This is a genomic window from Armatimonadota bacterium, from assembly GCA_023511795.1.
GTDB lineage: Bacteria > Armatimonadota > UBA5829 > DTJY01 > DTJY01 > JAIMAU01.
Map to the genome: position 1 here is coordinate 15,608 of JAIMAU010000002.1, position 22,774 is coordinate 38,381.

Genomic DNA, 22,774 nt, shown 5'->3' on the forward strand with positions numbered 1-22,774 from the left:
TCAATTAGGCAATCATCTACTTTTTGGATTCTGATTTTTGTTTGGACTTGGGTTCAGGTGGCATGCGAAGTGTGACCTTTTTTATTTTGTCTCCGACTTTTATCTTTTCAACTACATCCATGCCCTTTATAACTTTGCCGAAGACGGTATAATTTCCATCCAAGAAGTGAGCAGGCTCAAGGCATATATACCACTGACTACCTGCGCTGTTTGGCAGCCTTGTTTTTGCCATGCCGACTGCGCCTTTGTCATGCTTGAAAGGAGTTTTCTCGTCCTTGATAGTATATCCAGGGCCGCCTCTGCCTGTGCCTGTGGGGTCGCCTGTCTGCGCAACGAACCCTGGCTCTACCCTGTGGAAGATAAGGCCATCGTAAAACTTCTTTTTTACTAGATTGATGAAATTCCCCGCTGTTATGGGGGCCTCTCTAGGGTATAGTTCAATCTCAAAGGTACCGCCCTTTTCCATCTCGACAACGGCAATTGGGTTTTTCTGAGGCTTGGGCTTTGTTTTAGACTCTTTAGTTGCGGCCAAGGTTGCCGTTGCAAGCATGAATCCTGTGATGATCAATACAAAGGCCTTCCTCATCTATTGCTCTTCTCCTTCTGGTCGTTTGCTTGATGTTGTTGGGTTTATCTATGATTAAGCATAATTATCCCGCAAGTTATGGCTGTGGTCAAGGTTGGTGTGTTTAATCATTTTTAATATCTATGCTGACATTCATTTATAAGCGTATACCTTCTTGGGTTTGAATTGGTCTTGAGTAACGCCTAACGTTCTTCATATTGTCTTATAAGCATGAAGAGCGTGTACGGATCAACGATTTCTATATCTTTTCCATGTGGAGATGCTTTCAATGCATCGTACAGTTGCTTATGGGCACTTGGACTCCATAAAATCGTGCGAGATATGAAAAACTCTGGCTTTGATTTGCCAATCTGCTGGAGAATCTTTTCGGCTGATTCCTCTGGTTTCCAATTAAGGTCCATGCCCATTTGGATGAAGGGCATTCCCTTAAAGACTCCCCAGCGCCCGATTTTTTGAGCAACAATCCCATTTGGCGAAAAGGTTTTGTAAGCCTCGATAACCTCCTCCGACATTGCCGGCGCATAGCCATCAATTATGAAGCCTGTAACTGAGATATCCCACTGACTGTAGTACTTTTTGCAGTGTTCTGTCCAAGTTTTCAGGCCTGACGGAAGGCCTGAAAATATCCTTGGTTCCTGAAGATGGCCTGGATTAATATATCCTGCACCTGAGTCGCCGGCTACGAAAAAGTCGTTTGCGGTTTTAGTTTTCCTAGTCCATGCCATCCCTGGCGCAAAGCGTTCGGCAAGGTTTGGATTGAAAGCCCAACCGAGAGGAATACTTCCCCTAGCTTGGTCGTTCCAGAGTTGTGGAAGTTTCTGATAGAGCCAGGCGGCTGAGTCATAATCGCCTACATAGATGGTGATGTATGTCTTTGGCTTTACTTTGCCGAATTCATCCACCAAACCCTTGGCTTGGAGGTCGTGGAGGCTTGGCAGCTTTTGGGGATACTGCTCTTCAAGCGGGTAATGCTGGAAAACCGATGCATTTGCCATACACCCAATACCTAAAGCGTCGGCGTCCATAAAAGCGTTGAAGCAGGTAATTATCTCTACAAAGCGCCATTCGCTAGGAACGGCGTCATGCTTGCCGTTGTTATTTACTGTGGTGTATTTCTTATCCCAGGGTACAAAGCCACCAATATGGATCATTTTCTTACCCGAAAGTTGTTTCCAGGCGGATAGGAGGATATCTTGAAGGGTTCTCATATCTGCACCTAGTGGTTGGCCGCAGTCATCAACTGGCGCTTCGTCGTCCCAGGGCGAAAGATCAAAAAAGAACCCTCTATTGGCGATGAAATAATCATGGTTCGATAAGGTATGATTTGGAATATGTCCTTCTGGTTTTCTCAACCAATATTGGTCGATATAGTAACCCATCTTTGCTGGGTTGCACCTGCCAGTGTCGAGGTATTTTTCCTTAGCCCATATATATGCGTCACACTTTGCACTCCCTGTGGAAGGCGTGCTTGAGTTTGGAATTGTACCGTTGCCTGTGAACATACTCGAGCCGTCCTCATTCAAAAGGCGTACCTTCACGGGCAACCTTGGTCCTTCAGGGTCGAGCGCCAACCAGTGATAAAGTGAGTCCTGTGAGAGATCAAAACGAATGCAAGCTAGGTTTTCAATGCCGGCAATCGTTGAGGCGACGTTTGATGTTGCAGGGACGCTTTCATCATAGACAACGAGCCCAGATATATATCTCGAAATATTTCGATGAGCTCCGACAAGTTTTTGATTTCTTCAATAGAATGTTCTGCCAACCACTCGCCAGGCTCACGAAGCTTGTCCAACCAAAAGCGGTCGATACTGCCATCTTCGCCACCAATAAAATAAAGGTACAGCCGCGGCTTCTCACGGTTGACTATCCCTTGAAGCGACGAAACAAAATGTGCCTCATCCCATATTCGTCGCCGCTCCTTTTGGTTGTTACGATTCATTTTTAATGTGTAAGTTAGGTCGTATGTGTAAAGCATTTTATCTCCTTGGGGTTACAAAAGCACAAGAAACCTTGACCTGGTGGTCGGTTACATTTTCTTTAGTGTTAGTCGGTTTCTTCCAATTACCTGCAGATGCACAGCAAAATATATTAGCAGTGGCGCAAAATATGACGGCTTTGTGAACATACTTTCGGGTTTCATTGGAAATTATAGAGCTTATTTATATAAATAGAATTCGAAAACCCAAAAATCAGTCAAAATTTTTTCACTTTTTGAGTTTTGGATGTCTAAAAACCCAGTTGGTAGGGTATAATAAAGATGTAAGGAAAGAGGAGGCTGCAAGGAAGGGTAAGTTAGGAGGAAGTAGACAATTTAGCCATTTCTAGCAGTCTTCTAAAGATTCAAAGGTGGGCCTTGGGTAGGCCGCCAGTCACCGGTTGGTCGGCGACGGGCCTGGTTCGCGCCGTGCGTTCATAAGATGAGAAATGCCAACCTACCAGGTTCGTCGGGCCCTGCACTGGGGTAAATGTGGGGTGTGCACCCTGGAGCAGGCTTTCCGAACTAAGCATCGATGATTTGCCCAAGGTCCACCTTATTGTTATAATGAGGCCGGGTTATTCTGGCCTCATTATTATTAGACTTAGGAGCTCAAGTGGTGGCAAGGGTGATATTTCTCGGATTAGTTTGCTTTTCTTTGTTTTTCTTTTCTATTGCATTGGCCTCCCCTGTTCTACGTGTACCCGAACCTCCCATTGTAAGCAAAAATATTTGGGGCTCGATGTGCGAAGGGGATTTCTGGCAAGACCATCCGTATGACCCCTATTCTCAAGGGATTATGGGCGACCCAGTGGCGATAACCATTCATCATACGTACAGGCCTTTGGGGACAAACCCTCCTGACCCTGCACAGGATAGGCAGAAACTGATAGAGATTCAGCGTTTTCATGTTGGCAAAGGCTGGGGCGATATTGGTTATCACTTTTTGATTGGAAGTGATGGAACGATATATGAAGGAAGGCCTTTGGGATATACAGGAACGCATGCCCCACCAAACTATGGAAACATTGGCGTAAATGTGATAGGCGATTTTCATGAAGCGGAGTACCCTTCTAACGCGCAACTTGAGGGTCTTGTGCGCCTTCTATCATGGCTGTGCGACAAGTTCGATATAGATCCCACCTCGAAAATCACCTTATTTGGCCAAAGCAACCTGGCAGTTGCAAGTCATAGGGATTGGAATGCCACTGCCTGCCCTGGTGATAGGCTCTACTGCTTGATTCCGCAGATTCGAGAGCAAGTACGCGCCCGCCTTCTTTCAGGACCGCCGTATGATGCTCGCTTTGCGGTAACACAATTTTTGCCGCCAGCGATTCTTGCCGGGCACGTTTACGAGCTCCCATTGACGGTTCGAAATACGGGATATGTCGAATGGTCTTATTTGAACTTAGTTGGCTTGGATGTGGTTACGCCCGAAATAGTTTCAGTTTCAGAACCTATGTTGAAATCACCGGAGACAGTCAGCCCACTTGCAAACCGTCAGTGGAAAGTAACTATAAAGGCGCCTGATAGCCTGGGTTCTAACCGCATTTCCCTTCAGATGATTGAGTCAAATCGCCGGTTTGGTCGTGAGCTTGCCTGGAATACGCTTGTGCTTTCGGCGAAGGACTTTATTTCTTCATGGCTGGTAGCTGGACCGTTCCCTGCCGAAACACCTGATAAGGCTTATGCAAAAGATTTCCTAGCTGGAGAACCGCTAGATTTGCTTGATGTGATGGACACTGTTAGCGAGGCTGCACACGCCTATAAGGTCGCTGGAGAATATGAAAGTGGAGAAGGTAACTATCGGGGTGAGGAAGGTGAACGTTTCAGCGAAAGCGGCCGCTACTTCAGAGGTGAAGAGAGCTTTCGGCTCTCGCTTGGTAAGTACAGGGGTGGCGACTTAGTCCTTCGGAAGCTGATTAACGCGGGCGTTAGGGACCAGGAGGCGGAAGTATATATTGGCGATCGTAGATTAGCCTTTTGGCGTACCCGTGGGTCTGAGAGATTTCGCAGATGGAAAGAGATTGACCTCATATTGCCGGCATACCGGGTTGCTGGAAGAAAATCGCTGGATATCCGATTAAAGGTGCTTGGGACAAAACAGTGGGGATGCAACTCATTCCGATATGCATTGCTGGATAAGGCAGAACCGCTAGCAGCTCCAAAGCCTAATGAGAAGGGGTGGTTTGCCTGGAAGTCCGATGCTGGTTTAACAGACCTTTCGTCGGTAATCAAGACTGCGGAGAGTGGAGCGGTATACCTTGCAGTCTACATAAAGGCGCCACGTACAGCTTGGGTAGAGCTTCGTACGGGTTATGCTGGCAGACTTAAGGCATGGCTAAACGGCGAGCAAGCAATTGCGTCTCTTGGGGGATTCGGCAATTTCCCCGACACAGCAAAAGCGGAGGTCTTGCTAAAAAAGGGTTGGAATAGGTTGCTTTTGAAGGTTGTGCTTGAGCCAGGGAAAAAAGATTTGTACGTTCGCTTTTGTGATCGTCAGGGGAAGCCGCTCGAAGGACTCAAGTTCGCTTTGGAACCTTCAGACAAATCAGCTGAGCTGTGGATAGCATCAAATCGCTGATTTGCGGGAGCAGAATATTGAAGCTCAGTATTGAAAGCGTTGGCAGGTACAGACTTATATTTGGTTATTTGATTGCAGGTGCATGTCTTGCATTTGCGAATCAGCGCCTTTTTCTGCCTGGTGTGGCCGTTGCACTTTTGGGTATTGCTTTTAGAATGTGGGCGGCTGGTTACATCCAAAAGAATAAGCAGCTTGCCATTGATGGGCCATATGCGCTCACCCGAAATCCGCTTTATTTTGGTAGCTTTTTGCTAGGTCTTGGCGGGGTTATGGCTGTTAGGGCATGGTGGCTATTGGTGGTATACATCATCGGCTTTGCGATCTTCTATCTTCCTACTATTAGAAAAGAGGAGAAGGATTTACTCGCCATCTTCGGCGATGAATTTCGTAAGTACCAAAAGCAAGTGCCGGCTTTTTTCCCATGGAAGCCTCGACTAACAATAAAAGGATTCTCCTGGTCAAACATGGTGCGAAATGGCGAGCTCAAGCATGCTGTCTTTTATTTGGGCTTTCTATCCTTTCTTGAAGTGTTGGGTGAGTTGCGCATGTTGGTGAATGGCAGATAAAAAGCTGCTGAGTTAACATTAAGTAGGTAGTGTACTGAAGTCGTAGTTTGGGGAGAACCTTAGTAGCAAGTATGAATGGAGGGCTTGAATGGATCGCTTAAGAATCGGCATAATTGGCGCTGGCGATGTCGTGCAGGCTGCCCACGTTCCGTCATTCGTAGAAAATCCCAGAGTTGAAATTGCAATGGTCGCTGATCCGGATATTGATGCAGCACAGTCACTTGCTGAAAAGTATGGAATTCCAAAGGTAATTGAGGACTACCATGCAATTCTCGACGATGGGAGTATAAACGCTGTCGACATAGCTGTCCCCCACTACCTTCATTATTCTATAACGATGGATTGCTTAAATGCGGGGAAGCATGTGATTTGCGAAAAGCCGATTGCCATGAACCTTGAAGAGGCAGATAAGATGATTGAAGCGGCGCATGAGCTTGGGCTCTGGCTGCTCGTTACTCTTAATCAGCGATTCCTTCCAATCCATCGAAAGCTTAAGGAGATGCTTGACGATGGTCGATTGGGTAAGCCGTTTCTTGTAAATGCATATATCACTGGCGATGTTCTTGCAAGGCTTGATGACCCTTATGATTGGAAGTCTACATGGGACCGTGGTGGCGGTGGTGCGTTTTTCGATACCGGAACCCATATCGTTGACTTAATGCACTATTGGTTTGGGCCGCCCACTGCTGTGACTGCTAGCTTGAAGAAGCTGCTAACCAAGCCCGAAAATAAGGCTGACGATAATGCCTCTGTAATCCTTGAATGGGACAGCGATCTTGTAGCAAACCTGGTAGTTTCGTATACCGTTGACCAGGAGCCATGGAGCGAAAAAAAGTTCATCTACTGCACAGAAGGGGATGTCTCGATGATAAACGAAGCGGCGGTGCCGATGTTCTTGGTTCGGAATGGTGCCCCTGAGATAATCGAGGTTGAGCACAATGCTAACTGGTGGGATTGGTCGCTCGATCGTTGTCTAAGACATTTTGTGGATTGCATACTTGATGGCACAGAGCCGATTGTGACGGAGGAAGATGCACGCGCGGCGCTTAAAACTATTCTAGCTGCATATGAATCTGCTAGGCAAGGAAAGCGGGTGGAAATAGACTAATAGTCGTCAGGAGTTCAACTTCTAACGACAAACTTGCTTATAGAGGTTTATGATATAGATCAAATGTTTACGAGAAGTCAAGGAAGACATATGGAAAACTTAGCAAAAATAGCCGAAGAAATACGCGCTGAAATGGACGTAAAGAATGCTGCTAGGGACAAAGCACTCGTAACGACAAGGGAGGCAATCCGTTTCTGCGCGAACTCAATTAGGTCGCTTCACAGGGGTGAATTCGAGGAGGCTGCTGCACTTCTCGACGAGGCGCGCAAACTCATACGCGAGACAACAGAGGAGTTGAAAAACCATCTCGATATTTACTTCTCGGGTTACGTGCAAGATGCGCAAAAGGAATTTGCTGAGGCTGAAACCCTAAGTTCGATAATTCGAGGGTTACCGCTTCCCAGTCATAAAGACCTTGGGATTGAGGCGTCGCCCTATCTAAATGGCCTTGCCGAAGCCATAAGTGAATGTCGCCGTTACGTTCTTGACCGACTTAGGGAGGGCCGAACACAGCGGGCCGAAGAGATTATGAAGATCATGGATGATGCCTACTACGTGCTAGTAGGCTTTGATTACCCTGATGCAATTACTGGGGGGCTAAGGCGGACAATGGATGGGGTTCGGGCCGTGTTGGAACGGACGCGCGGCGATTTGACAATCACGATTAGGCAGAGAGACCTCGAGGAGGCGATGAATCGCGCAGTCGAAAGATTGGACAAGAGTTCGAAGGCTTGAAAGCCATTCAGAGAGTCCAGTGCCTTTCAGAATGTGAAAGGTAAGTTCGCTAGTGATTTTGCGTGTTCGCCTTTTTGAACCAAGCATTTAGCTGATGCTAGATTTTAAAGTGGCTTGGTGTGGGGATTCCTCCAGATTTCTTTTAATTCCAACGCAGCCGGTTTTGGATTTCCTTCAAAATCAACGATGGCCGTGTTCGCAGTGCAAGGGAAGCAGTCATGGCCCATCCATAAAATGATTCCACCACACCGAGGAAATCTGCCCTTGCATGCTTTCACAGCTATTGTGAGTGCTTTCTTCTGCCGTTCTTGGCTCCAAGCAACGTATTCGTCAAGGCTTTCAGGTTCACGGCCCTTTTCAGCAACGAATTCGTGCCATTCAATCCACCAGGTAGAGGTGCGGCGCCAGAGGGGATTCTCCGGAGTTGCAGGCATGACTGGAAGTTTGCCGGCTGAGTTGCAGATAATCTTGGTGGGACTTGCCGAAGGAGCCCCCACCTCTGATCGAAATAGGGCATCATCGTTCTTCCAGTAATCTGACCATTCGCCTTCTAGATTGCCAACAGCTTTCCATGGCCCATGTACATCCCAGTGTATGCCCTTCCCAAAGTTCTCAGGTGAGCCCCATTCAGATGGTCCACTGGCCGATGTTGGAAGAAACCTTCTAGTAGGATCTTCATTTTTCACTATATCATGAAAGCATTTAATAAGTGGATGAGAAATATCAACTGGCTTGCCGTCTAGGTACATTAGCTCATTACCGCCGCTCCAAAGAAGGAGCGAGACATGGTGCTGCCTCCGGGCGATGTATGATTTAGCGATTTCACTCATCTCGCGGATTGTCTTCTCGTCGTCCGGCGGCAAGTTGTCAATCCCTGAAGATGACAGTGGAAACTCCTGCCAAACAAGTATGCCTAACTCATCGCATAAATCATAGAAACATTCTTTCTCAAGAACTGCCCCGCCCCATACACGCAAGACGTTGCATCCGAGGTCGCGATAAAGCTCGAGGCGCTTGCAGTAATCTTCAATGGTTACGTCGGCGAAGTTAGTGCGGATGGGCGTCCAATTGACGCCTTGAAGAAAGATAGGGCGGCCGTTTACCTCACATATCCACGGGTCGGCATTTTCTGGTGCATCTTCGCAGGGAACCCATCTGACGTGTTTGAAGCCTATTCGGCGGTCAATTTGATCAAGTTCTAGGCCTTCTTTGTTAACTAGAGTGCATGAGAGTGTATACAGGGGTTGTTTGCCCTCCATATTCGGCCACCAAAGCTCAATAGAGGATACTTTCCAAATGACTCCTTGTCTTATATGCTCGGGCGGAACTTCTTCTGTCCGAATTATCCGCTCATTTTTAGTGAGGGTAAGGCGAATCATATCACTTTTTCGTGCAGAGACAAGCCCGTTCATTTGAATTATGCCGGTTGCTGTTACGGGGTCGGCATCGGTGAAACAGCGGAAGTCCTTTATCTCGCGTCCATCGGTTACCTCGAGGATTACATCGTCCCATATGCCAATCTGTACCAGTCTAGCAGTCCAATCCCAAGTGTAATTGAATCGGACTTTCCACTCCTTCATTTTAGATGTATAGCCGAATTGCCCCAGCCACCGAGGGGGTGTTGCGAAGACGATGCGCAATATATTACCTTTCTCCTGTAAGTGTGGCGTGAGATTGAAGCAGTAGGGAATGAAGGAGCCGCAAAAATCGGATACTAGTTTACCGTTTAGGATGACCTCCCCTGCGAAATCAAGGCCAAGACATTTTAGTAGAAACGTTTTCCCTGGCTCAATCCACTCATCTGGGATTGCCACTTCGTAGATCCAATGGCGGTTCTCGACCCACTCGCACTCTCGGAAATTAAGACCAACATTCCAGTCTGGGATGATACCCGCCTCAAGTAGCGCATGCTGTACTGAACCTGGCACATGAGCGGGAATTGCTGGTATTTCAGCATCGGGCGAGGTGCCAATTTCCGCCGTTTGATTGAGCCGCCAGTATTCAGGTATCCACCCAGAAAGCTTCCAATGGAGTTTTGATAGATTGTATTGCTTCTTCATATATCCCGTCCAAATATGTGCTATTCATTAGATTGGCGAGGAAGTGCTAGAAAACCTACCAAAGTTTATACAAATTCGATTATTCAAAGATGTTGGATGTATCAAGCTTTTATATTCAAGGTCTCACGTTGCAAGCAAATCTAAAATTCGCGTTTTAGAGACTAAGCTTTTCTGGTTGGAAATTTCGGAGTCGCAGGGAATTGCTGACAACAGAGACAGAGCTGAGTGCCATTGCGGCTGCGGCCCACATTGGGTTTAGGAGGATGCCGAAGATGGGATAGAGCACTCCGGCTGCAATTGGAATTAAGATTGTATTGTAGAAGAACGCCCAGAAGAGATTTTGTCGAATTGTCCGCATTGTTGCTCGGCTTAACAAAATCGCTGTTACTGATGCGCGGAGGTCGTCACTAATTAGCGTAATATCGGCGGCTTCCATTGCAACATCTGTGCCGGTTCCAATGGCAATCCCTATATCGGCCTGGGCAAGTGCAGGTGCATCGTTAATGCCATCGCCAACCATAGCTACAACTCTGCCTTCTTCTTGCAGACGCTTTATCTCATTGGCTTTCTGTTCAGGCAGTACTTCAGCCATCACGCGTTCGATTCCGAGTTGGTTAGCAATAGCCTCTGCAGTACGGTGATTATCGCCGGTGATTATTGCAACTTCCAAGCCAAAGCGTTTTAGCTGGTCTATGGTTTCACGCGAGTAAGGTTTGAGTGGGTCTGCAATAGCGATTATTCCAGCTGGCATTCCATCGCTTGAAACATAAACCAGTGTTTTTCCTTGCATGGCAAGTTTGGAACCAAGGTCTTCTTCCTCTTTGGCAAGGGAAATTGACGGGATTTGGGCAGTTGTTTCTTCAAATAGTTGTCGACTGCCGACGATGACATTGTGCCCCTCGACATTTGCCCGGACGCCCAACCCTGCGATGGCTTCGAAAGCAGTTGGGTTTGGAATGATGATATTGCGCTCTTTTGCAAGTCGAACGAGCGCCTCGCCTAGGGGGTGTTCTGAGTTCTTCTCTGCAGAAGCCGCCAAACGAAGGAGTTCATTCTCAAAGAAGCCAGGTGCTGGAATGATATCGGTTACGACAGGCTCGCCTTTAGTAAGGGTCCCTGTTTTGTCAAATACAATAGTATCAATCTTGTATGCCTTCTCTAGTGCCTCGCCGCTCCTAATCAGCACGCCGTTCTCTGCGCCCTTGCCGGTCCCGACCATAACCGCTGTTGGTGTCGCCAAGCCAAGTGCACACGGGCATGCAACAATTAAAACAGCGATGAAATTCAAAAGCGCGTGTGTGAATGCTGGCTGGGGGCCAAACAAGTACCAAACAAAAAAAGTAAGGACTGCTACTCCAATGACTGCGGGTACGAAATAGCTTGCGATTGCATCGGCTAGGCGCTGGATAGGCGGCTTAGAGCTTTGAGCCTGCTTTACAAGTTGGATTATCTGAGCTAGGACAGTGTCTTTTCCCACTCGGGTTGCTTTGAATTGAAAGCTTCCAGTTTTGTTGATAGTCGCCCCAATTACCTCATCGCCGGGCTTTTTGGCTACTGGGATTGGTTCGCCAGAGATCATTGATTCATCTACGGTGGATTGGCCGTCAATTACAATGCCGTCGACAGGTATCTTTTCGCCAGGGCGGACGATAATAATGTCGCCGACTTGAACATTCTCGATAGGGATATCAACCTCTGTGCCATCGCGGATAACCCTAGCAGTTTTCGCCTGCAGGCCAATTAACTGTCGGATAGCCTCTGAGGTTCGTCCCCGCGCTTGCATCTCGAGAAACCGCCCAAATAGAATGAGGGTCACGATGACGGCTGATGTGTCGAAATATAAAGCTGGCATAACCTTGGTTGCTCTTGCAAAAAAGTCGGGGAACAAGATGACAGATACGCTGTAGAGATAGGCTGCTGAACTCCCCACAGCAATAAGCGTGTTCATGTCGGTGGTTTTGTGTTTTGCGGCAGTTATTGCGCCCTGGTAGAATTGCCAGCCACCCCAGAATTGTACTATAGATGCTAGCGCCCAAAGCAGGTGTGGGTTTGCGAGCAATCTGGGCAGTAGTGGCAAGAATTCTCTGAAGCTCCCGAGTAGGATTGGGAACGTGATGCCAGCACAAATGACGGTTTTGATTAGTAGATTTCGAATATCATCCGCATGGGAAATGTGTTCTATTTCCTCCCTCTCCGCTAGTTCCTCTGAAATTGCCGACTTTGGCACCGAGTAGCCGGCATCTTCTATTCTGCGAACGATATCCTCTAGTTTGGCTTTATTAGGGTCATATTCGATGGTTGCTGTGTTGAGTGCGAAGTTCGCGGTTGCCTTTATAACTCCATCCAGCTCTTGGAGGGCCTTTTCGACCTTTGCGACGCATCCAGCGCAGTGCATTCCCATTACTGGTAGAGTAATCTTTTTCGTCTCGCTCATCTTTTTTGTACCTTCGCACAATATTGTACCCTAAGGCTTAAGTTAGAAAACTTGGTTGAATGGCGGGCGGTTGGCTGGTGGCATTCTTTTAGTAGTGTTTTTGATAATTGATACCTTCAATTATTCTTTTGGCTCGGAGGTGATTGTAGGCGAGTAGCCTTCATCTATGAGGTCGTTTGCAAGCTCCAAGGCATCTTCATGAGTGTTGTACCTGCCAATTTGAACATGGTAGAGGGTGCGCCCGCCGTCTTTTATCTGGACAACCCTTGCTTTATAGCCTTTCTCTTGGAGCTCGGTGGCTAGTCGGTCTGCATTTTCTTTATTGCGGTATTTCCCCACCCGGACGCGGTAAGTGATTTTGGAAGCGGCAGGTGCTTTTGGTTCAGTTGCAACTCTAGGGCGTTCAAGATTCGACTGTTCGCTAAGTTGAGTGGTCAAATTTTCCTTTGTATTTCTTTCGTCCTCGATTGGCGCGACATCTTTCTGTGGCTCGAGGGTCATAGTAATTTCATTATCGTCTACTCTTACATCCTCGTTGGCATTTGATTCCGCAGATTTAGGCTCGGTGATAGGCTTTGGCTCTTCCCGATGTTCCCTAATTTCTACTTCTACCGCTGGTTTTTGCTCGTTTCGCCGGGGCTCTTCGAGTTGGCGTGTTGGCGGAGTTTGTGTATATGAAGTGGGAGGAACTTGCTGCAAGGTTCCTTCATGCGGAGAGTTGATTTTTGGACCAATAATTAGAAAGCCGAGCATGAAGAGTCCGGCAAGTGCGATGAAACCAATGACGCCTAGTGCAATTATCCGCCGGTCAATTTCTCCTTTTTGTTGTCGATGGGACTTTCGCGGAGTTTGCATTATAAATTCTCCAGCACCTCAAGTTTATTCACAAGCGTTGGAATTGTCAACGACATTGAAAGTGTGGCTATTTCTTTTTACGCACGGTAGTATAAGATTGTTTCGCCGCATGGTGGGAAGGGAATGTTAGTCATTAGAAGCCTACTTGAACCGCAAGAAGGATTATTATTGCTTTGTTGCTAATGATTGCTTGAAGTCTTGGCATGGGATGTAACCCTTTAAGGGGGCGTGAGGATGGATTTTATAAAAGCAATGGGTCCTGCTTGGAACCAAATGGTTGAAGTGCTATTCCGCCCATTCCAGTTCAAGAAGTGGCTTGCACTCACATTTGTTTTCTTGCTAGCGTGTGGCGGAGGAGGGGGCGTGGGCTTTAATGTTCCGTTTTCGCACTGGAGAAAGGATTACGATGTTGAGACTGCCTTGCGTTCGCCCTCACCTATTTTTATTTATGCTCAATTGAAAGACAGCATTAGAATAAATTGCAGTGATAGCACTGCAGATTGGAGGAAAGATACAGTCTTTGACGAGCTTTTGCGACCGTTTTTTCCTGACAACTGGCCATGGATAATTTTGGGTTTTCTTTTGTTATTGGCAGTTGGCATTTTGATAGTTTGGGTTATCTGCGTGCTCAATTTTGTCTACATTGACCAGGTCGCCAGGAATTCAGGCGCTATACGTGAACCATGGGCACGACTAAAACATTTGGGCACTTCATATTTCCTTTGGCAAGTATGTTTTACTGTTGTGGTATCAGTTGTCCTTGGGCTCGAATTAGGAGTTTTAATTGGGTCTGGTGTTGCTTTCACCGGGAATTCCGGGAGGCCTGGGCCGGCCCTTTGGGGGATTATAGGGATTGGTATATTGATATTTATTACGCTCGCCATTCTAGCGGTGGTTGTTCAGGTTCTCACGAATCATTTTGTGATAGCGATGATGTACGTTAAAAATATTCGAATTTTGCAGGCTTGGAGAGAATTTTGGGGTATTTTGCGCTCAAACGCGGGGCAGATGGTTCTTTATTTGCTTATGAGGATAGGCTTGGCGATAGCCACTGCCATCGCCGCATCGTTTGCCTTGATACCTGGTTTGATTGTGGCAGCGATTCCTGGAGTTGTTGTTGGCGCTATTATCCTTGCGCTCTTAAGCCTTCATGTTTCCAAGATAGTAGTGGTCATTGCGGGCATAATACTGGGGCTTCCGGTTGTCTTTTTATTTGTGTTTGCTGTCAATTTCGTGATGCAACCTGCATATGTATTCCTGCGGGCATATCCGATGGTCATGCTCGGGCAAGCAGATCCTGCTTTGGTGACAATACCGATAGGTCCTGTCCATCTCCGCCCACCTGAGGAGATAGGCGAACAGGGGCCGCAGACTACTTAAGGTTGCTCGAGCTTCTTGAGCTCTTCCAGCGCACCTTTGTGTGAACCCTCGATTTCCAATGTCTCGCGGAATTGCTCAACCGCCTTGATGGTCATGCCCTTTCTAAGATAGCACCGGCCAAGGCGGAAGTGGGCTTCGGCAAAGTTTGGTTCAAGCTGGATTGCTTGTTCGAGGAGTGAAATTGCCTCATCTAGACCCGCGTCGTTTTTTGCTGCTTGTATTGCCTTGTCGAATAGTTCTTTTGGCCCGGGAGGCTTCTGGGGGCCACCGCTGGGTCTGGGAGGCTTCCATGGCATCGAAGGTGTCGGGACCCACGTCTTAAATACTTCATTTCTGAGAGCATTGGCTAGTTCTCGGCGGTAGGGGCTTGTATTAAATGCGAAACCACACATGCCATCGGCGCCCCTCTTTCGAGTTTCTGTGATTTGTGTAATTAGGTCGCGCGTTCCGCGAATACTGATGCCATTATATACATGTCTTCCACTTCGCCATCTGACCATCCCATCAATCCAATCGCGGAATTGTTTTGCCTCTGTTGGGTCTCGCTCGCTTTTGTAGTTCATCGGCATTACGGCATCTATGATGCCCTCGCGGAGCCAACGGTCCCATTCTTGCAGAAGTAGCAGGTATGGGCGCGTTTGTTTGAAATCCTGTGGGCAATCACCGCTGCAGACGACGGAAGCGGTAACTTTAACCCACGGTTTAATCTTTTTAACTCCTTCGTAAACTTCTCTTACCAAATCGGTCACGCGGTCGCGCCGCCATTGGCACCATTCGGGGTCGTCTGACTTTGGAATTCCAGTGCGTCCCTTTTCCTTATTAAAACGGTTTATGGCAAGCTGGGTGTAGCCAAAGTCTGGGTCCCAGTAGCGCACATAGTCGAAGTGTATGCCATCAACATCATACTTCTTTACGACGTCAAGATAGATTTCGCGTAAATAGTCGGTGACTTCTCGAATACCTGGGTCAAGAGCGTAGTTTCCGCTTTTCGAGGTTGAGCCGTTCTTATTTTTATTTATCCATTCTGGGTGGCGGTTGTAAACGTGGTTAGGATTGCTTGGAGGGCTGTTTCCCTGCCAAACTTTGAATGTGTTTATCCATGCATGTATCTCTAGCCCCGCCTCGTGGCCCTTCTTTATTATATATTCGAGCGGATCAAAGTCTGACTTTGGCAGGTTGTCTGCTCTTGGTTCGTAAGCGGATTTGTAGTATGCATCTCCAGTCTTGCGTACCTGGACCACCAGTGCATTGAGGTTGGCGGCACGGGCATCGGCGATTAGTTTGTCAATGGCGGCGGGGCTTCCAAGGTCAATGTTATTGCCGTATGAAGAGATCCACATCCCGCGAAACTCGGGTTTTTCATCCGCACCACTAGCTGCCCCGACTATGGTTGACAAGGCAAATAAACAAATCAAAATTGCTCTTATTTTTATCAGAAACACCTCCGTTTTCAGTCTTAGTGAAGGTTCAGCTTCACCAATTTAGTTGTATTTGCCACAGCGCCGTTCCTGCAAAAAAAAGCTATATTTCTAGCATCATACTGTTTAGACGCTCTACTTATGCCTGAGGTTAGCTAGAAAAGTATTGGACACGCATTTAATAGAAGTTGGTGATGTTTAGATGGATTAAAAATTTCTTAATGTCGTTGGTTCTCCTGCAAGCGAGCAAAAAATTGAAAGTAAAGCGAGCAGCATAAACGAAATCTTGCTATTTGGTAAGCGTACTGAGGGACCCTTTACTAAACCGACCGCCGAGCACAACACCGGACGCAATGACCGCTTTAAGGAAGTCAATTCCGATAAAAGGTGCTACCCCTAGCTGCCAGGCGCCCAGGATACAGGCGCTAGTATTCTCACCTTGAAAGAATGCCAGCCAAGCAGCGAGCCAGCTGGCGCCGAATAAATAGATTACAATAATCCCAAGGCATCCTGCTAGCACGGCTGAGGCATTGGACCGCGATTTGAGTTTTTCGAATACCATTCCAGAGACATAGGCGCCGACCGCGAATCCGATTAAATATCCGCCAGTGGGCCCTGCGAAGGCTGCCAGGCCAAAATTTCCACATGAAAATACCGGCATCCCAAGCAAGCCCATTATAAGGTATTGGATTTGACTCAATGCGCCGAGCCGACTGCCAAGTGCGAGACCGGAAAGGATTACTGCAAATACTTGAAGTGTGACAGGCACTGGCGTATACCACAAGCGGAAGGATATGTTAGCACATATTGCCGTAACGCCTGCAAAAAACAAAGAGGCAAGAAAATGGATGCCTGTAACTGGGAATACACGTGCTGCTTCTCTGGAATAGTTTGCCATCGAGGCCTCCCTCTAGTTATTTGCGTTTTCTGCCACCTATGATAACGGTTGGTTCAAGATGTGTCAAATAAAAAAGCCCGTTGCTATGGAGCAAACGGGCTCCCGTGCCACGAGCCTAGCCACCCCGGGCACGGCAAAAGTGAAAGGAAGGGGAAAGTTGTTCTTTCCCAAGCAAAAATACCTGCAAGAATCGTGCCAATTTGTGAAAACTTAAAGATTAAGCTTGCAATGCCCTGCAAAAACTGCTGGTTTGCGGCTTTTAGATTGCACATTTTTTAGAAACCTAAAGTCAGTCTCGCGATATTAATTTAATCTCTGCGGATGATGGGTATGAAGTTGCGTGATAATCTCAAGCTTGTGGAGCGTATTATAAGCGATGGTAGATGAAAACTCGTCAGAGCATTATAAAATTCAGGAAAATGGCTTTAACTGGCGAGCGTGCCTCATTGCCCCTGCTGGCGCCCTTCTCGCAATTCTTTTCTTGACGGTGATGGCTTCAGTTTTTGGCCCACGATTGAAAGTGCAGAATGGCAACCTAAAAACACCACGCATAGTTTTGGACCGACGCGAGGCGTTCGCAGAGTTTGGGCGGGAGTTTTTTGCAATTGCACATAAGGCTGATCAAGTTAACGAACGGGCGTTTGTAGAATTGAGCAAGCTAGCGAGGCACAATGGCGACCTTGCGCGCGTCCAAGATGCCTTTTCGGATGCATCTTTGGCTAACAAAAATGCCTCATCGAGATACAAAGCGCTTGTGGTCCCAGGTGTTCTGGTTTCGCGGGAGCAGCTTAGGCAGGCAGCGGACTTGATGTCTAGTGCATATACGGCTAGGAGTCGGGCTTGCGACATTGTTGTGCTCTGGGCGAGCAGCCCTCAAAGTAAAGATATTGCACAGAAATATAGCTCTCAAATTGGTAAGATTGATGTTCTTACAATGAAAAGCTTGAGAATTCTTGTGCTTGCCGCCAAGGACAATGGAATTGCAATTGATGACTTGCGCCGGCTCTTGCCATAGCTAAATTGAAGATATCACATCGTTTTGGAAATCCTCTAGCAATTTTCATTGAGTACCAAGGGTTTGTTTTTGTTCTGCAATCTTACCCAATTTTTCAAGAGGATTTCACGAAGCTATCCTCTAATTGTTTATGTGTATTTTTTATTTCAGCTTGAGGAGCGCATGCATGAATAGTCGCGAGCGGGTGATACGAGCAATTGAATTTAAAGGGCCTGACCGTGTTCCACTCTTGCATGCTGTTCTCCCGGCGGCGATTATCGTCCACGGCCAGCCCCTCCTTGAGCTCCTTGATGAGTTCAAAGACGACTTCGGCGGCAGTTGGGGAATTCCTCAGATTGAGAATCTCCCGGCGGGCTACCGGAGGGGGATAAATACCGACGAATGGGGCGTCGTATGGCAAAATGACCGCGATGGAATGCTTGGCATTCCAGTTGGGCATCCATTAGCCGATTGGAGTAATTTCAACAACTATAGGTTTCCCCCGAATCCAGATGATGATTGGTTCAGAAGCTTTCAAGAATCTCTTCGGGAGTCTCACGATCATTATGCTATGCTAGGCGGGATAAATCTTTTTGAGAGAATGCAGTGGCTTCGTGGCTATGAAAATTTGATGTATGACCTGGCGATAGGGTCGGAGGAAGCTTACAAATTACGCGACCGCCTTGTAGAGCATCATTTGGAATATCTACGCAAGGCGGCAATGACGGACGTTGACGGTTTTCATTTTGGCGATGATTGGGGCACACAGATATCACTTATCATCAGCCCTGACCTCTGGCGAAAGTTTTACAAGCCAGCCTATGCGCGCATGTTCGAGCCATGCAAAACGGCAGGTAAACACGTTCACTTTCATTCTGATGGTATGACTTGGGAAATATTGCATGACCTGGTTGAAATTGGCGTAGATGTGCTAAATGTCCAACACTGTGTGATGGACTTAAAGGCATTGGCTCGTGAGTTTGGCGGCAAGGTTGCATTTCGCTCCGACCTTGACCGTCAGCATGTACTCCCCCATGGGACGCGAGACGAAATTAGAGCCCACGTTCGTGAGGTTTTTGAAGCCTTAGGAAGCTATAATGGTGGCCTTATAGGGCATGGGGAGATTGCGCCAGATGTTCCGCTAGAAAACGTTCGAGCAATGTTCGAGGCCTGGCGCGAGTTTGGTGTTTACGATAGCTAATTAATACAAAACTCACATTTGTAAAAAAGAATGCTTTTTAATCATATTTTGGTTTTGCCGATTGAATTATCCTGACAGGCTTTAAAATATGGGTAATGGCAATAAAACGATTAGTCTAAATGGAAGATGGTCGCTAGCTTGGTTTGAAGAAGGCATGGGTGAAAAAGCTGGCGCGCATCATCAAGGTTGCGATACTAAACAATGGCTTGAAGCTGTAGTCCCCGGCGACATCCATCTTGATCTAATGCGAGCTGGGAAGATTAAAGATCCCTTCTACGGTCTGAACTATCTGGATTGCAAGTGGACAGAAGAAAAGGAGTGGTGGTACCGCCGCTCCTTTTTTATTCCCAAAGCTATGGAAGGCTGCAGGATTGAGCTCCAGTTTGGTGGTTTGGATACGTTCGCCACTGTGTGGGTAAATGGACAACTGGTGGGAAGCCACCGGAATATGTTTGTGCCTTGTTCTTTTGATGTCTCGGACCTGCTGGAGTATGGGAAGCAGAATTTGGTTGCGGTGCGCCTGTCCTCTCCCTTAGAAGCCGTCAAGAGTAAGTCAACTGAGGGAATGATTGCTGCCTTTGAGACTCATGAGAGGCTTTATGCGCGGAAGGCTCAGATGTCGTATGGTTGGGATATCGCGCCTCGAATTGTAACCACGGGTATTTGGCGGCCGGTGTATCTCTCAAAAAGAGGCGATGTAGCAATCGAAGATGTATGTGTTCGCACTGCTTTAAAAACCTTAGAGCATGCAGTAGTCAACCTAGAGATTACCTTGCGCCGAAATGGTACTCGGGCGAAATCTGGAACGCTTAAGATAATAGTGAGGAATTGGAGGGATTCTTCCGAACTATCGCTTCCGTATAAGATTGCAGGTGAGACTGCAACTGTGATTGCTGAATTGCCTATTAATGACCCAAAACTTTGGTGGCCGTGGAACGTTGGTCGGCCAAACCTCTATTTGCTTTCGGTTGAAGCCATCCCAGATTTCGGCGTTGGGGAAAAGCGCAAGGTTGTGTTTGGTATACGTTCGGTCGAGCTTATTCAAGAGCTGCAGGAGGATGGCTGCCACAGCTTTATCTTTTCTATTAATGGGCAGAAGGTCTATGCCAAGGGGACCAACTGGATTCCTGGCGATGCAATATTCGCCCGAATGGACCGCAGAAAATACCGAAAGCTTATAGATATGGCGGTGGCTGAGAATATCAACATGTTCCGTATCTGGGGCGGCGGCATCTATGAGGATCCTTATTTCTATCGCTTGTGTGACGAGCGAGGAATTATGGTTTGGCAGGATTTCATGTTTAGCTGCGCTGGCTATCCTCATGATGAGGAGTTCCTTTCGGAAGTGAAATATGAGGCCGAGAAAGTTGTAACCAGCCTTAGAAATCATCCTTCAATTGTTATCTGGTGTGGCGACAACGAAGTGGATGCTACAACCTGCGGCCAAGGAATGGACATAACTAAGAATCCAATCAACAGGAGTGTCTTGCCAGATGTTTGCACGCGACTAGATCCGACAAGGCCATATATTTGGAGCAGTCCTTGCAGCCCTTTTGGCGATCCCAACCCAATGAGTCAACTTGAGGGCGACAACCATATTTGGCAGCATGGATTATCGTATAAAGATGTGGTTTATTCTCAAGATGAGAGTCGTTTTGTTAGCGAGATTGGGCATCTCTCGATTCCTTGGCCAGAATCTGTGTGCAAATTTATGCCTCAAGAAAGCTTGTGGCCGCCTGAGAACAAATTATGGGATTTCCATTTCGGCACGCTTGAGCAATTTGACCCGCACCGTAGAGAGGCGCTCGACAGAGCAATACAAAACTTTGGATTCGAGCGTCCTGAAAGCTTGGAGGGATATGCGTTTTTGACTCAGCTAATCCAGGCACTTGCATATAAAGAGTGGATAGAGCACTACCGCCGCAGGAAATTTTCCTGCGGCGGTTTATTATATTGGAACCTATATGACAATTGGCCGCAATTTTCGGATGCTGTTGTTGATTACTATCTTAACCCCAAGATTGCATACTATTTTGTTCGTCGCGCTTTTGCGAATTTGTTAGTCGCACTTCAAGACATGGGCGATGGCAGGGTGGGAGTCTGGCTTATAAACGATGAATTGAAGGAACGCACGGGCAGATTGCTACTCCGCTGCCAAAGGTTTAGTGGAGGTATCTCTTGGACACGCATTCTTCCAGTAAAGCTTCCAGCGAACTCTTCGCGCATGGTATGGGACATGCGACTACCTCATCCCTTGATGGAAAATCCTCGCACATGTTTTGCGCAAGCGCAGCTGCTGGTAGGTGGGCGGATAGCGTCAGAAAACTTCTACTTTCCGGCAGAATTTAGAGATATTGAGTGGCCGGAAACACGCTTATCCGTTCAAATGGGCAACATTGCTAAATTAGGCAATAGGTTGGTGGCCGATTTTATAATTTCGTCAGCACTCTATGGTCGGCTGGTAAGCGTGAGGGTTTCTGATGTTGGCGCGAAGCTTAGCGACAATTTTTTTGACATTCCACCAGGCGAGAAGCGCATTGTCCGAATGGTAGTAAATGACTCTAAGACTATGCCTCTTGCCATCACTATATCAGCGGCAAATTCATTGGAAAACATTGAGTTTGAACTTCAATAGTTATCACGCAGCTCTAAGAGCTTGTAACTCCCAGGAGCCCCATACTGCGTGAGCGGCATCTACTACTTGTGGGTCAAACTGCGTACCGGAGGCTTCGTGGAGTATCCTCAGCGCTTCTCGCGGCGTTTTCGTTTCCTTGTATGACCGAGGTGAAGTGATTGCGTCAAATGCATCAGCGACAGCCATAATCCTGGAAAGCAAGGGAATCTCCTCACCGGCCAGGCCGTCGGGATAGCCGGTGCCGTCCCAGCGCTCGTGGTGATGGCCAGCAATCCAAGCTAGCTCAGAAAGGTGAGCTATGTTTCGTATGATATCCATTGTCAGCACCGGATGATGCCTGACTTGCAAGATTTCACTTTGACCAAGTGGACCAGGCTTATCTATTATTGAGCTTGGGACTGCTACCTTGCCGACATCATGAATCAATCCGGCAAACCGAAGTTTTGTAACCTCGTTGTGCGGAATTCCTAGAGCTGTTGCAAGGTCAACGCTGTATTTAGAGACGCGCTCGGAATGGCCAGACATAAAGCCATGTTTGCTGTCAATTACACGTGCAAACACCGTCAGGACTGTGCCCAGTAAATCGCTGTTGGGTTGGAATACCGGCGTTCCGACATCCAGCTCGAACCTTTGGATTAGCCTGAATAGTCTATCCTCATCCACCAAGTCGTGGTAGAAATCTTCATTGGAGAGAACCATTTTGAAGGCGTCGGCTACTTCCAGGGATACCTCCATGCCTCCAACAATTCTAGCGATTTCGAGGGTCTCAGCTAACGATGCTTCGGGCTTGAAGCGCCTGCTTACATCGGCGCTGTCGGCGATCCGAATGAGCTGCGCTCCCAGGGCTATCTCTTCTTCCTTTTTGTGCTTGGGATAGCCCGCTCCGCTAAACCATTCATGGTGATCTACTACGAAGTCAGCGGATTTTTCGAGTCCTGGGATGCCTCGAACTATTTCGCCGCCGCGTTCTGGATGGGTGACTATCTCTGGTCTAGATAGTTGGCTATAAAGTGTTGGAAAGCGAACTATATGGGGGAATGCTCCCATGCAGCCTACATCATGGAGGAGAGCTGCAAAAAAGATATCCGAAGCTTGCCCGGGAACCATCTGCTCGGCCATTGCAGTTGCTACTGCGGCAACGCGCCATGCGTGATACAGCCGCGGATCTTCTTGTAAATCAAGAACATAAGACATTGCGGCTATTATATCTGAGAAAAGCCTTGAACAATCGCCAGTGAGAGAGTTTTGATAAGCAATGGCCGCTTCTTTTGAGCTGAAAGTAGGCGAACATGTGATTGCAAAATTAAAGCCGGACATCGGTACCATTCGGACTCTCCTCCAATAA

The 22,774-nt window shown here is 47.5% G+C and carries 17 protein-coding genes; 8 read left to right on the plus strand and 9 right to left on the minus strand.

The features are described from left to right. Nucleotides 1-16: 16 nt before the first annotated feature. The 3 genes from K6T99_02925 to K6T99_02935 all read right to left on the minus strand — a co-directional run bounded on the left by K6T99_02925 (nt 17) and on the right by K6T99_02935 (nt 2,561). Nucleotides 17-550 carry a peptidylprolyl isomerase gene (locus K6T99_02925; GenBank protein MCL6518759.1) on the minus strand — a complete coding sequence of 178 codons (534 nt, stop codon included), beginning with the start codon at nt 548-550 and terminating at the stop codon, nt 17-19. Between the two features lie 218 nt (nt 551-768). Continuing rightward, the gene (locus K6T99_02930) at nt 769-2,124 is read right to left on the minus strand and encodes a hypothetical protein (GenBank protein ID MCL6518760.1); all 1,356 of its coding nucleotides are present in this window, start codon (nt 2,122-2,124) and stop codon (nt 769-771) included. Nucleotides 2,125-2,201: 77 nt separating this feature from the next. Beyond that, nucleotides 2,202-2,561, minus strand: coding sequence for a hypothetical protein (locus K6T99_02935; protein ID MCL6518761.1), 360 nt, complete (start codon nt 2,559-2,561; stop codon nt 2,202-2,204). Nucleotides 2,562-3,180: 619 nt separating this feature from the next. Between K6T99_02935 and K6T99_02940 the strand changes: the two genes are divergently transcribed. The 4 genes from K6T99_02940 to K6T99_02955 all read left to right on the plus strand — a co-directional run bounded on the left by K6T99_02940 (nt 3,181) and on the right by K6T99_02955 (nt 7,554). Beyond that, on the plus strand, nt 3,181-5,145 hold the full coding sequence (locus K6T99_02940) for a peptidoglycan recognition protein family protein (protein MCL6518762.1): 1,965 nt from the start codon (nt 3,181-3,183) through the stop codon (nt 5,143-5,145). Nucleotides 5,146-5,162: 17 nt separating this feature from the next. Beyond that, a complete protein-coding gene (locus tag K6T99_02945; GenBank protein ID MCL6518763.1) occupies nt 5,163-5,711 on the plus strand; it encodes an isoprenylcysteine carboxylmethyltransferase family protein in 549 nt (182 codons plus the stop codon). An 88-nt stretch (nt 5,712-5,799) separates the two neighbouring features. Further along, entirely contained in the window at nt 5,800-6,819 is a 1,020-nt protein-coding gene (locus tag K6T99_02950) for a Gfo/Idh/MocA family oxidoreductase (protein ID MCL6518764.1), read from the plus strand. Between the two features lie 90 nt (nt 6,820-6,909). After that, on the plus strand, nt 6,910-7,554 hold the full coding sequence (locus K6T99_02955) for a haloacid dehalogenase (GenBank protein ID MCL6518765.1): 645 nt from the start codon (nt 6,910-6,912) through the stop codon (nt 7,552-7,554). 104 nt (nt 7,555-7,658) lie between these two features. On the opposite strand, the gene K6T99_02960 is transcribed toward K6T99_02955, so the two are convergent. The 3 genes from K6T99_02960 to K6T99_02970 all read right to left on the minus strand — a co-directional run bounded on the left by K6T99_02960 (nt 7,659) and on the right by K6T99_02970 (nt 12,903). Continuing rightward, nucleotides 7,659-9,614 carry a hypothetical protein gene (locus tag K6T99_02960; protein ID MCL6518766.1) on the minus strand — a complete coding sequence of 652 codons (1,956 nt, stop codon included), beginning with the start codon at nt 9,612-9,614 and terminating at the stop codon, nt 7,659-7,661. 154 nt (nt 9,615-9,768) lie between these two features. After that, entirely contained in the window at nt 9,769-12,048 is a 2,280-nt protein-coding gene (locus tag K6T99_02965) for a heavy metal translocating P-type ATPase (GenBank protein ID MCL6518767.1), read from the minus strand. A 120-nt stretch (nt 12,049-12,168) separates the two neighbouring features. Then, complete coding sequence (locus K6T99_02970) at nt 12,169-12,903, minus strand: SPOR domain-containing protein (GenBank protein MCL6518768.1); 735 nt, start codon at nt 12,901-12,903, stop codon at nt 12,169-12,171. A 234-nt stretch (nt 12,904-13,137) separates the two neighbouring features. Between K6T99_02970 and K6T99_02975 the strand changes: the two genes are divergently transcribed. Next, on the plus strand, nt 13,138-14,283 hold the full coding sequence (locus K6T99_02975) for a hypothetical protein (protein ID MCL6518769.1): 1,146 nt from the start codon (nt 13,138-13,140) through the stop codon (nt 14,281-14,283). Here the strand turns inward: K6T99_02975 and K6T99_02980 are convergent. Together K6T99_02980 and K6T99_02985 are read right to left on the minus strand one after the other, a co-directional pair. Beyond that, nucleotides 14,280-15,698 (minus strand): family 10 glycosylhydrolase, encoded by a 1,419-nt coding sequence (locus K6T99_02980; GenBank protein MCL6518770.1) that lies wholly within the window; start codon nt 15,696-15,698, stop codon nt 14,280-14,282. The two genes, K6T99_02975 and K6T99_02980, sit on opposite strands and share 4 nt — an antisense overlap. A gap of 292 nt (nt 15,699-15,990) precedes the next feature. Next, complete coding sequence (locus K6T99_02985; GenBank protein ID MCL6518771.1) at nt 15,991-16,599, minus strand: biotin transporter BioY; 609 nt, start codon at nt 16,597-16,599, stop codon at nt 15,991-15,993. 376 nt (nt 16,600-16,975) lie between these two features. Here K6T99_02985 and K6T99_02990 point away from each other — a divergent pair, with 376 nt between their 5' ends. The 3 genes from K6T99_02990 to K6T99_03000 all read left to right on the plus strand — a co-directional run bounded on the left by K6T99_02990 (nt 16,976) and on the right by K6T99_03000 (nt 21,429). After that, nucleotides 16,976-17,614, plus strand: coding sequence for a hypothetical protein (locus K6T99_02990; protein MCL6518772.1), 639 nt, complete (start codon nt 16,976-16,978; stop codon nt 17,612-17,614). 166 nt (nt 17,615-17,780) lie between these two features. Continuing rightward, complete coding sequence (locus K6T99_02995) at nt 17,781-18,794, plus strand: hypothetical protein (GenBank protein MCL6518773.1); 1,014 nt, start codon at nt 17,781-17,783, stop codon at nt 18,792-18,794. A gap of 88 nt (nt 18,795-18,882) precedes the next feature. Further along, nucleotides 18,883-21,429 (plus strand): hypothetical protein, encoded by a 2,547-nt coding sequence (locus K6T99_03000; GenBank protein ID MCL6518774.1) that lies wholly within the window; start codon nt 18,883-18,885, stop codon nt 21,427-21,429. A 3-nt stretch (nt 21,430-21,432) separates the two neighbouring features. Here the strand turns inward: K6T99_03000 and K6T99_03005 are convergent, their stop codons facing one another. Then, complete coding sequence (locus K6T99_03005; GenBank protein MCL6518775.1) at nt 21,433-22,755, minus strand: HD domain-containing protein; 1,323 nt, start codon at nt 22,753-22,755, stop codon at nt 21,433-21,435. Between the last annotated feature and the right edge of the window lie 19 nt (nt 22,756-22,774).

What these genes read in the sequence shown, in the direction of transcription:
- K6T99_02955 (MCL6518765.1), top strand. Translation starts at nt 6,910, where the DNA reads ATGGAAAACTTAGCAAAAATAGCCGAAGAAATACGCGCTGAAATGGAC.
- K6T99_02960 (MCL6518766.1), bottom strand. Translation starts at nt 9,614, where the DNA reads ATGAAGAAGCAATACAATCTATCAAAACTCCATTGGAAGCTTTCTGGG.
- K6T99_02950 (MCL6518764.1), top strand. Translation starts at nt 5,800, where the DNA reads ATGGATCGCTTAAGAATCGGCATAATTGGCGCTGGCGATGTCGTGCAG.
- K6T99_02995 (MCL6518773.1), top strand. Translation starts at nt 17,781, where the DNA reads ATGAATAGTCGCGAGCGGGTGATACGAGCAATTGAATTTAAAGGGCCT.
- K6T99_02935 (MCL6518761.1), bottom strand. Translation starts at nt 2,561, where the DNA reads ATGCTTTACACATACGACCTAACTTACACATTAAAAATGAATCGTAAC.
- K6T99_02985 (MCL6518771.1), bottom strand. Translation starts at nt 16,599, where the DNA reads ATGGCAAACTATTCCAGAGAAGCAGCACGTGTATTCCCAGTTACAGGC.
- K6T99_03005 (MCL6518775.1), bottom strand. Translation starts at nt 22,755, where the DNA reads ATGGTACCGATGTCCGGCTTTAATTTTGCAATCACATGTTCGCCTACT.
- K6T99_02925 (MCL6518759.1), bottom strand. Translation starts at nt 550, where the DNA reads ATGCTTGCAACGGCAACCTTGGCCGCAACTAAAGAGTCTAAAACAAAG.
- K6T99_02970 (MCL6518768.1), bottom strand. Translation starts at nt 12,903, where the DNA reads ATGCAAACTCCGCGAAAGTCCCATCGACAACAAAAAGGAGAAATTGAC.
- K6T99_02990 (MCL6518772.1), top strand. Translation starts at nt 16,976, where the DNA reads ATGGTAGATGAAAACTCGTCAGAGCATTATAAAATTCAGGAAAATGGC.
- K6T99_02965 (MCL6518767.1), bottom strand. Translation starts at nt 12,048, where the DNA reads ATGAGCGAGACGAAAAAGATTACTCTACCAGTAATGGGAATGCACTGC.
- K6T99_03000 (MCL6518774.1), top strand. Translation starts at nt 18,883, where the DNA reads ATGGGTAATGGCAATAAAACGATTAGTCTAAATGGAAGATGGTCGCTA.
- K6T99_02975 (MCL6518769.1), top strand. Translation starts at nt 13,138, where the DNA reads ATGGATTTTATAAAAGCAATGGGTCCTGCTTGGAACCAAATGGTTGAA.